The 3,418-nt window shown below is 67.3% G+C and carries 2 protein-coding genes and 1 pseudogene; all 3 read right to left on the reverse strand.

Annotation, left to right across the window (positions count from 1 at the left end; translation table 11 throughout):
- A pseudogene (locus VOI19_RS16590) lies at nt 1–1,905 on the reverse strand (DNA-directed RNA polymerase subunit beta); the annotation flags it as partial.
- A 258-nt stretch (nt 1,906–2,163) separates the two neighbouring features.
- The gene (locus tag VOI19_RS16595; RefSeq protein ID WP_323794069.1) at nt 2,164–3,060 is read right to left on the reverse strand and encodes a J domain-containing protein; all 897 of its coding nucleotides are present in this window, start codon (nt 3,058–3,060) and stop codon (nt 2,164–2,166) included.
- The coding region (locus VOI19_RS16600; RefSeq protein WP_323794070.1) for a hypothetical protein at nt 3,060–3,418 on the reverse strand (359 nt) is incomplete at its 5' end. The genes VOI19_RS16600 and VOI19_RS16595, both read right to left, overlap by 1 nt.

Consider the following 3,418-nt stretch of genomic DNA (forward strand, 5'->3'; position numbering starts at 1 on the left):
GTCGCCGGCGTCGACCGCGGCGCGGTACTCGATGCCGGTGCCGACCAGCGGGCTGTCGCTCTTGATGAGCGGGACGGCCTGGCGCTGCATGTTGGCGCCCATGAGCGCGCGGTTGGCGTCGTCGTGCTCGAGGAACGGGATCAGCGCGGTGGCGACCGAGACCATCTGGCGCGGCGAGACGTCCATGTAGTCGACCTCGGCGGCGAGGATCTCGGAGACCTCACCGTCGCGCTGACGGACCAGCACGCGCTCCTCGCGGAACTTCATGTTGTCGTCGAGCAGGGCGTTGGCCTGCGCGATGACGAAGCGGTCCTCGTCGTCGGCGGTGAGGTAGTCGATCTTGTCGGTGACGGTGCCGTTCTCGACCTTGCGGTAGGGCGTCTCGACGAAGCCGAACGGGTTGATCCGGCCGTAGGAGGCCAGCGAACCGATCAGACCGATGTTGGGACCCTCAGGGGTCTCGATCGGGCACATGCGGCCGTAGTGCGACGGGTGGACGTCACGGACCTCCATGCCGGCGCGGTCACGGGAGAGACCACCCGGTCCGAGCGCCGAGAGGCGACGCTTGTGCGTCAGGCCGGCGATCGGGTTGGTCTGGTCCATGAACTGGCTGAGCTGGGAGGTTCCGAAGAACTCCTTCAGCGCCGCCACGACGGGACGGATGTTGATCAAGGACTGCGGCGTGATCGCCTCGACGTCCTGAGTCGTCATCCGCTCGCGCACGACGCGCTCCATGCGGGCCAGACCCGTGCGGAGCTGGTTCTGGATGAGCTCGCCGACGGTGCGCATCCGGCGGTTGCCGAAGTGGTCGATGTCGTCGGGGCTGACGTCGATCATGCCCTGGGGCGCCTCGACCTCCTCACGACCGTCGTGCAGGACGACGATGTAGCGGATCGCGGCGACGACGTCGGAGATCGTGAGCGTCTGGTGGTCGAAGGCCTCGACCAGACCGAGCTTCTTGTTGATCTTGTAGCGACCGACCTTGGCCAGGTCGTAGCGCTTGGGGTTGAAGTAGTAGTTCTTCAACAGCGTCAGCGCGGCCTCACGGGTCGGCGGTTCGCCGGGACGAAGCTTGCGGTAGATGTCGAGCAGCGCGTCGTCGGGACCCTGGGTGTGGTCCTTCTCCTCGGTGAGCTGGATCGACTCGTACTGACGCAGCTCGGTCATCACGGCGTCGTAGTCGTACTCCTCGCCGATGTCCTCGGCGACGGCCTGGAGGGCCTTAAGCAGGACGGTGATGTTCTGCTTGCGCTTGCGGTCGAGACGGACGCCGACGAGGTCGCGCTTGTCGATCTCGAACTCGAGCCAGGCGCCACGCGAGGGGATCAGCCGCGAGGTGTAGATGTCCTTGTCGGACGTCTTGTCGGCCGTGCGCTCGAAGTAGACGCCCGGGCTGCGAACCAGCTGGGAGACGACGACGCGCTCGGTGCCGTTGATGACGAAGGTGCCCTTGGGCGTCATGAGCGGGAAGTCGCCCATGAAGACCGTCTGGCCCTTGATCTCACCGGTGTCGTTGTTGGTGAACTCCGCCGAGACGTAGAGCGGAGCGGAGTAGGTGAAGTCCTTCTCCTTGCACTCGTCGACGGTGTACTTGGGGTCGTAGAAGACCGGGTTCTCGAACGAGAGCGACATCGTCTCGGAGAAGTCCTCGATCGGCGAGATCTCCTCGAAGATCTCGGTCAGACCGGACTTGCTGGACACGTCCTCACCGTTGGCGAGACGACGCTCGACGACGGCGTTCCACTTCTCGTTGCCGACGAGCCAGTCGAAGCTGTCGGTCTGGAGAGCGAGGAGCTGAGGAACCTCGAGAGGCTCATCGATCTTCGCGAAGCTGATGCGACGCGAGGATGAGACGCTGCTAGGGCTGGTGGGGCGGGTGGATGCAGAGGTGCTGCGCGCGGCCAAGAGACGTCCTTCGACAGAAACGCTGGTGGAGAGCGCCCGGCCACCACCGCATCAACCACCGGGCAGGTTGAGGAGTATCTGAGGGCAGGCGCAAGGCGCCACGTTACCTCAGTTGGGGGCGCGACTCAACCCCAGCCTGCGAGTGTCGTTGCGAATCCGAGCGACCGTCCGGTCGTTCGTCATCGTGACGTCATCGTGCGTTGCGAAGATGATGAACCCGAGGGCGGCCCGCGGTCAAGCACCTCGGGCCGGGCGCGTCTAGTCGCAGGTGCTGCCGGCGCCCGACAGCACGCAGTCGACGAGCCACTCCCCGTCGATGTCGCGCATGCGCAGCGTCGCCTGGTCCTTGTAGATCTCCGGCGTCGTCTGCTGCTTGTTGGTCGTGGGGCGGTCGACGAAGAGCAGGATGTCGACGAGGCCCGGGCCGGTGCGCACGATCCCGGAGGTCTTCACGTCGACGGTCACCACCGTCTCGGTCGAGGGCGCGTTCACCGCGATGACGCTGGCGAAGAGCTGCTCGTACTCCTCGGCGTAGTCGGGCGTCATGTAGCTCAGCGCCGCCTGCTTGCCCTGCTCGAGCTGGCGGTAGTCGTAGGACAGCACCGGCACGACCGCGGCCTCCGCGGCTGCGCGCGCCGCCGCCACCTCGCGGGCGTCGGGCAGTGCACCGTCGGCGTTGTCGCCTCCCCCGTCGGAGCCGAGGCCCCCGAGGGTCAGGGTGAGGACGGTCGCGATCACGGTGATCACGGCGACCACGCCGAGGGCGACGGTGACGATGAGGGCGCGGCTCGCCGGAGCGTCCGGCGCCTTCTCGCTGGTCGGCTTGGTCGGCTCGGTCGGCTGGGACACCTCGGTCGCCTTCGCCGGCTCCGCGATGCCAGAGGTCGGCTCGTCAGCGGGGCTGCTGTCGTCGGTGCCGTCGAGGTCCCCGTCGAGGTCCCCGTCGAGGTCGCCGTCGGGATCCTGCGCGGCGAGCTCGGCGTCGTGGACGCGGCGACGCTCGTCGTCGAGCAGCACCTCGGCCGCCTTGTTGAGCAACCTGAAACGTCGATCGGTCGGATCGAGATCCGAGACCCCGGCCTTCCAGGCCGCCCGGATCTCAGCGGTGTCGGCGTCGGGCTCGACGCCGAGGACGTCGTACCAGCTCGGCGTCATCAGCCCTCTCCCTCGCTCGGGGTGGGTTCAGTGGGCCCAGTGGACTCAGTGGGCTCAGCGGGATCCGTCAGCCCCTCGGTCGGGTCGACGACCTCGCTGCTCAGCGGCGAGAAGTCGTCGACGAGCCACTCGTCGTCGCTCCTGACGAGCTGGACCTGGAACCGGAACGGTTGCGGCTCGAACTCGATGCGGTCCTCGTCGGTCGCCTCGGCGCTGCTGTCGGGGTAGGAGCCGTTCAGGACGCCGGCCACCAGGACCGTGGCGTTGTCGGCGTCGACGCTCTCGACGCCTGTCGCGTAGAGGTCGACGGTCCGGGCGTAGCCGGCCTGCGACACGGTCTGCTCGGCCAGGGAGAGGT

The organism is Nocardioides sp. (assembly GCF_034670285.1).
Taxonomy (GTDB): domain Bacteria; phylum Actinomycetota; class Actinomycetes; order Propionibacteriales; family Nocardioidaceae; genus Nocardioides.